We start from the raw sequence: 6000 nt of genomic DNA on the forward strand, positions 1-6000 counted from the left end.
GTGACCGCGCAGACTGAATCGCTCAAGGGCCTCGACCTGCTCGCGGAAATCGCGCGCCTCAAGAAGGAGCGCAACGCGGTCATCCTGGCGCATTATTACCAGAAGCCGGAAATCCAGGACCTCGCCGATTTCGTCGGCGACAGCCTCGATCTGTCGCGCAAAGCGGCGGCGACCGACGCCGAGGTGATCGCCTTTTGCGGCGTGCGCTTCATGGCCGAGACGGCGAAAATTCTCAGCCCTGAAAAGACCGTCATCCTGCCCGACATGGACGCCGGCTGCAGTCTCGAGGACTCATGTCCGCCGGACCAGTTCAAGGCGTTCCGCGAGGCCCACCCGGATCATATCGCGCTGACCTACATCAACTGCTCGGCGGCGGTTAAGGCGTTGAGCGACATCATCGTCACCTCAAGCTCGGCCGACATCATCCTCCAGCAAATTCCCAAGGAGCAGAAGATCATCTTCGGCCCCGATCGGCATCTGGGCGGCTATCTGGCGCGGCGGACCGGGCGAGACATGCTGTTGTGGCCGGGCATCTGCATCGTCCACCAGGCGTTCAGCGAGACCGAGCTGCTCAAATTGAAGGCGCAATATCCCGGCGCCCCGGTCGCGGCGCACCCCGAGTGCCCACCGCACATCATCGACCATGCCGATCATGTCGGGTCGACCAAGTCGATCCTCGACTTCGCGATCAATTCACCCAAGGACACGATCCTGGTCGCGACCGAGCCGCACATCATCCACCAGATGGAGAAAGCCGCGCCGCACAAGACCTTCATCGGCACGCCCGGCGGAGACGGCAACTGTAACTGCAACATGTGCCCCTACATGGCGCTCAATACGCTGGAAAAACTCTATGTCGCCCTGCGCGACCTGAAGCCGCAAATCGAGCTTTCGGCGGAAGTGATGGAAAAGGCGCGAGTTCCGCTGGAACGGATGCTCGAAATGGCGGGGCGCACGGTTGGGCAGGGTGATGTCGGCCAGCCCCAGATCTCGGGCGACTAAGCGAAGGCGGGCGTTCGGCGACCCTCCCTCGGTCGCCGGACGTCAATTCGGCAGTCTAGGCTGGGCCTGGCTTGGCAGCCTCACGCGCGAAAAAGATATTGACCCGCACTCCCTCGTTCGGCGTGGAGCATACTTCGATTGTCGCTTTGGCATTTTGTTTCAGTGATTGTGCGATCACCGCTCCGAGTTTTCCAGGTCGAGGCCATGTCTCGCCCTCGGGAAGGCCGACACCGTCGTCAGCTACGACGACCCGGCATCCGGTGTCGTCAACCAGGCTGGACACCGTGATCGTGCCGCCGTCGCGTCCGACAAATGCATGCTTGAGTGCGTTGATCATCAATTCGTTGACGACAAGGCCGGCCGGCATGGCGACGTTGATCGACACCGGCCAGGTATCGACCTTCAGCTCCAGGCGGATGCCCTCGACGGCATGGGCCTGCATCACCGACGACGCCACCTGACTTAGGTAGACGCCAAGGTCGACACTCTCGCCGGTGCCTTCCCCCGCCAAAAGGTCATACAGAATCGCCAGAGAGTTGATCCTGCCGGCCAGCCGGTCGAATCTTGCACCGGTTTCCCCATCGGCAACATTGCGTGCTTCCATCCGGATCAGCGCGGTGATCATCTGGAGATTGTTCTTCACACGATGCTGCAACTCGCGAAGCAAGACATCTTTTTCACGCACGGTCTGATCATCTTGCTCACCGGCGCCGCGGCCAGCCAATCCGGTGCTCGCCAGCGCCACCAGACGAAACATGGGAATGCCCTCGTCGCTCTCGATCGTATTCGACCAGGCATCGACATCGATCCGATTGCCATCCTTATCGATGGTGAAGGTTCCAATATACTCGTCATCGGTTTGAACGGCTTCGCCCAAAGGCGTGTCGTCGTCGCGCGGTGCCGCTACCCCTGGAAGAGCTGTCCAGGCATGTCCCTGAATTTCCGTCGCTGGCCGGCCAGTCAGGCGTTCGAACTCGAAATTGCAATATGTGATCGCCTCGGATGGGTGGAGCTCCGACACGGCGATCGCGATCGGCACATGATCCAGGAATTGCTTGAATCGGTCGCTTTCCAGCGCATCGGCAAGGCCAGGCGTGGCGAGCAAATCGCCGACTTCCTCGGCATCGTTTTTATCTTCCACGTCCAAGCCTCCCGCCATCATCCCAAAAACCCGTCGGAGTCGTCGAGCGACATTGTCCAGGCCGGCCCCTTGGGGCGCTATCCGCACTTACATCATTTAAATTTGCCGCGCGATGACCGTTATCGGACCATGCGTGGCTGGCGAAACAGTTTGCTGTCCGCACTGGGTCGAAGGACGTGTACCCGACAATCGGCGCAAGTCCCTAGATTTTGAGCTTCGCGTCGATCGTCATCGTTTCGGGATGATGCTTGTCTAGATGCTGCTTGATGATGCGGACGTTGCGGGTGTTGGAGCGGAAGAAATAGTCGGGGATGGCGCCGACCCAGGGGATCATGCCGAGCAGCATGTCCACGCCGATATTGCCGGCCATGCGCGTGAATTGCCATTTCGACATTTTCAGATTGCGCGCTTCCCACACGATCCAGCTGCCGAGCGCCGCCGCAGAGACCGTCCCGACGCCGGGAATGAGGTCGAGCAGGACATCGAGGCCGATTGGCTTGTTGATGCCGGGTATGACGAACAGCCGCTCGAGCAATCCCTCCATCGCCTCGATGCGCTGCCGCACCGAAGCGGGGTCGCTGCCGAGGCTCGGCAGCTGGCGGCGCAATTTTTCGGTTGGTATCGGTTCTTGGTCAATCATCGCGTGTCCCTGCTGATCCTGGTGTCGCTCAATCCAATCAACGTGTGGCGAGCGAAGGGGTTCTCCTCAAAGCCAGGGGCGCTACCGGAGACCAGGGACCAGCGCACCGGCGCGGCGAGGGGAAGGAACAGTTGCGCCTCGTCCATCAAGCGCGCCGCCTCGAGCAGCAGCGCCGCGCGCTGGGCCGGGTCGAGGGTGGCGCGCGCGGCATCGAGCAAGGGATTGGCCTCCTCGACGCAGATCGGCACCGCGCCGCAGCGGAAATGGCGCAGCAGCCAGGCCGGTGAGGCCGATGGCGTAACCTCGTCGATCCAGACGAAATCGGCCGACGCGGGGGAGGGCGCGCGTTCGACCTTGATGCCAAGCAGGCCCCAGTCGGCGGCGAGGCGGTTGAACAGGATGGTACCGCCTGGGCCGTCGGGTAGCGAAAGACGCAGCGCCGGGCGATCGGTGCCACCGAACAGGCGATTGGCCTCGGCGATCAACGCTGGCTGCCGTTCGGCCATCGGCTGGCCGAGCCAGGCGGGCTGCGGCACTTGGCCGACGCCCTCCATCCCCGCCTGCAACAGGGTCGCTCGCGGCACCAGACCGTCGACGCTGAGCGTCGAGACCAGTGCTCCGCGATCGATCGCGCGCGACAGCAGACGGCGGACGTCAACTTCCTGCAACGCCTCGTTGCGGCCGGTCGGTTGCAGCCCGAACAGGCCGGACACCGGATCGAACCGCAGCGCCCCGCGCGGCACTTTGGCGCGCCTGGCGAGGGGCAGGTCGGCAACGGTGCCGCCGACCAACAGATCGAGCTTGCCGTCGGCGAAGGCGCGGATCAGCGGCCGTGCCTCGCCACCGCGGACCAACACTTTTTCGATCGGATCCTTGGCGTCCGGGATGACGATGCGGCGGGTGACGTAAAGCTCGCCAGCGATGGCTTCCTTTGGCCGCTCCTCCGCGGGGGCGAGCCTGAACGGCCCGGTGCCGACGCTCGCGCGGACGAGACCGAGTTCGGGCTGGGCGAGCAGCTGCAGCAGGTAGGATCGCGGCGCGTTCAGCCGAATTTCGATCACGCGGTCGGTCATCGCCACCACGTCGCGCACCGCGCCGAGCGCGTCCTTGAGCGGGTTTTTGCTGGCAGGGCGGAGCTGGCGGGTGAGGATCCTGGCGATCTCGTCGGCCTTGATCTTGCGCCCGTCGGGCCATTCGCCAGTTTGTAAGCGGAAGATATAGCTGAGGCCGTCGTCGCTGACATTCCAGCGCTCGGCGAGTCCAGGCACGACCTGGCCGCGCTCGTCGAACCGCACCAGTCCTTGGGCGACGCTGGCGCGCACCAGCGCTTGGCCCGGCGAGAGCGGGCCCTCGACCGTTTCGACCAGGTTTGGCGATGTCCCGATCACCGCGACGCGGCTGACTTCCTGCCGCCCGCGGTTGCAGCCGGCACTCGCCAACACCGCCGCGGTCAGCAGGGCGAAGGCGAAGCGGGAATAGGGGATGGCGAAGCGCATGGGACGAGCAGGTTTAGCCTTAAACCGGGGTTCATCAACCACTGGATATTGGCGGCCGACTGTTTTACTGGACTAAGGCAGTGAGGTCGCGCGAGACAGCGAGCCGAAGGGGATACATGTCGGACGATCACGGCCCTAGGCAAGTCATCGACCACGGCATCTGGCGGCGCGGCGGCGGCGACGTGGAGAATTTGCCCGACCCCTTCGACCGCACCGCGCCCCTCGCTCCGCCGAATGGCCTGCCACCGCCCGCCCCGCTCCCGCAGCCGCGGCGTCGATGGTGGCGGTGGGGGTTCAACATTTTCGCTGCGTTTCTGTTGGTGACGCTGATCTGGTTGATCGTGACCGCGCCGCTCGGCCGCGCGCTTGAGCCATTGAAAGACCCGGCGATGCTGCTGGTCAGCGCCGAGGGCCGGCCGATCGCACGGCGTGGCGCGATCAAGGAAGAGCCGGTCGAGATTGTCAGGCTAAACCCGCTGACCAGCGCCGCGTTCATCGCCATCGAGGACCGGCGGTTTCGCTCGCATTGGGGAATCGACCCCCGCGGAATCGGACGGGCGATGGTCGCCAACCTGTCGGCCGGAGGAGTCCGGCAGGGGGGCAGCACGATCACCCAGCAGCTCGCCAAGACCAGCTTCCTGTCGTCCGACCGATCGATGAAACGCAAGGCGCAGGAGGTGATCATTGCCTTCTGGCTCGAGGGATGGCTGACCAAGGACGAGATTTTGTCGCGCTATCTGTCGAGCGTTTATTTCGGCGACGGCGTCTATGGCCTGCGCGCCGCCGCTCATCATTATTTCGACCGCGATCCGGAGCGGCTGACGCTGGCGCAATCGGCGATGCTGGCCGGTATGGTCCAGGCGCCGTCGCGGCTCGCGCCGACGCATAATCTGGCGCTGGCCCAGAAGCGAAGCCGGCTGGTGCTGCGGACGATGACCGAGACCGGCGCGATCTCCCCGGCGCGAGCGCGGGGGACGGTTTCGGCGCGGCCGGCCGGCGTTGCCAGCAGCCTTCCGACCGGCACTTTTTTCGCTGACTGGGTCGCGCCGCAGGCGGCGCAAGCGTTCGATGCCGATTATGGCGAGGTCAAGGTGACGACCACGCTCGACGCCGACCTGCAACGGCTGGCGGTGCGGGCGGTGGCCAATGCAGGGATCGGCGATGCCCAGACCGCGCTGGTGGCGATGCGACCCGACGGGCGCGTGGTGGCGATGGTGGGCGGGCGCAATTACGGCAAGAGCCCGTTCAACCGCGCGACCCAGGCACGGCGCCAGCCGGGCAGCGCGTTCAAGCTGTTCGTCTATCTTGCCGCGCTACACGCCGGTTACACCCCCGACAGCTTGATCGAGGATCGGCCGATAAGCATCGACGGCTGGTCGCCGGCCAACAGCGACGGCGTCTATCGCGGCACGATCAGCCTGCGCGAGGCCTTCCTGCGATCGAGCAACGCCGCGACGGTTCGCCTGGCCGAACAGGTCGGGCGGCACAATGTGATCCGCGCCGCGCGCGATCTTGGTATCAATTCGCCCCTGACCGACCGGCCGAGCCTGGCGCTGGGGACGTCGGGAGTCAGCCTGATCGAGTTGACCTCAGCCTATGCCGCCATCGCCGGCGGCCGCTACCCGGTCAAGGCGCGCGGCCTGCCGCCGAACGCCGGGGAGGAAGAGCAGGGGCTATCCGCTTTCTTCGCGCGCGGCGGGCGGCTGGACGATGGCCGCGAC

5 protein-coding genes are annotated in these 6000 nt (G+C 64.8%); 2 read left to right on the plus strand and 3 right to left on the minus strand.

Translation table 11 applies throughout. The features are described from left to right. A complete protein-coding gene (gene nadA, locus H0W65_RS07610) occupies positions 1-1002 on the plus strand; it encodes a quinolinate synthase NadA (RefSeq protein ID WP_294006072.1) in 1002 nt (333 codons plus the stop codon). 55 nt (positions 1003-1057) lie between these two features. Here nadA and H0W65_RS07615 read toward each other — a convergent pair whose 3' ends face one another. The 3 genes from H0W65_RS07615 to H0W65_RS07625 all read right to left on the minus strand — a co-directional run bounded on the left by H0W65_RS07615 (position 1058) and on the right by H0W65_RS07625 (position 4279). Further along, positions 1058-2164 (minus strand): sensor histidine kinase, encoded by a 1107-nt coding sequence (locus H0W65_RS07615; RefSeq protein ID WP_294006074.1) that lies wholly within the window; start codon positions 2162-2164, stop codon positions 1058-1060. A 181-nt stretch (positions 2165-2345) separates the two neighbouring features. Next, positions 2346-2783 (minus strand): DUF4112 domain-containing protein, encoded by a 438-nt coding sequence (locus tag H0W65_RS07620; protein WP_294006076.1) that lies wholly within the window; start codon positions 2781-2783, stop codon positions 2346-2348. Further along, positions 2780-4279 carry an ABC transporter substrate-binding protein gene (locus H0W65_RS07625; RefSeq protein WP_294006078.1) on the minus strand — a complete coding sequence of 500 codons (1500 nt, stop codon included), beginning with the start codon at positions 4277-4279 and terminating at the stop codon, positions 2780-2782. Before H0W65_RS07625 ends, H0W65_RS07620 begins: the two co-directional genes overlap by 4 nt. A 116-nt stretch (positions 4280-4395) precedes the next feature. On the opposite strand from H0W65_RS07625, the gene H0W65_RS07630 reads away from it, so the two are divergent. Further along, positions 4396-6000: transglycosylase domain-containing protein (locus tag H0W65_RS07630; RefSeq protein ID WP_294006080.1), on the plus strand; the 1605-nt coding region annotated here is incomplete at its 3' end.

Origin of the sequence: Sphingomonas sp., from assembly GCF_013816785.1 — a bacterium.
In the GTDB taxonomy this organism is placed as follows: domain Bacteria; phylum Pseudomonadota; class Alphaproteobacteria; order Sphingomonadales; family Sphingomonadaceae; genus Sphingomicrobium.

What these genes read in the sequence shown, in the direction of transcription:
- H0W65_RS07615 (WP_294006074.1), bottom strand. Translation starts at nt 2,164, where the DNA reads ATGATGGCGGGAGGCTTGGACGTGGAAGATAAAAACGATGCCGAGGAA.
- H0W65_RS07620 (WP_294006076.1), bottom strand. Translation starts at nt 2,783, where the DNA reads ATGATTGACCAAGAACCGATACCAACCGAAAAATTGCGCCGCCAGCTG.
- H0W65_RS07625 (WP_294006078.1), bottom strand. Translation starts at nt 4,279, where the DNA reads ATGCGCTTCGCCATCCCCTATTCCCGCTTCGCCTTCGCCCTGCTGACC.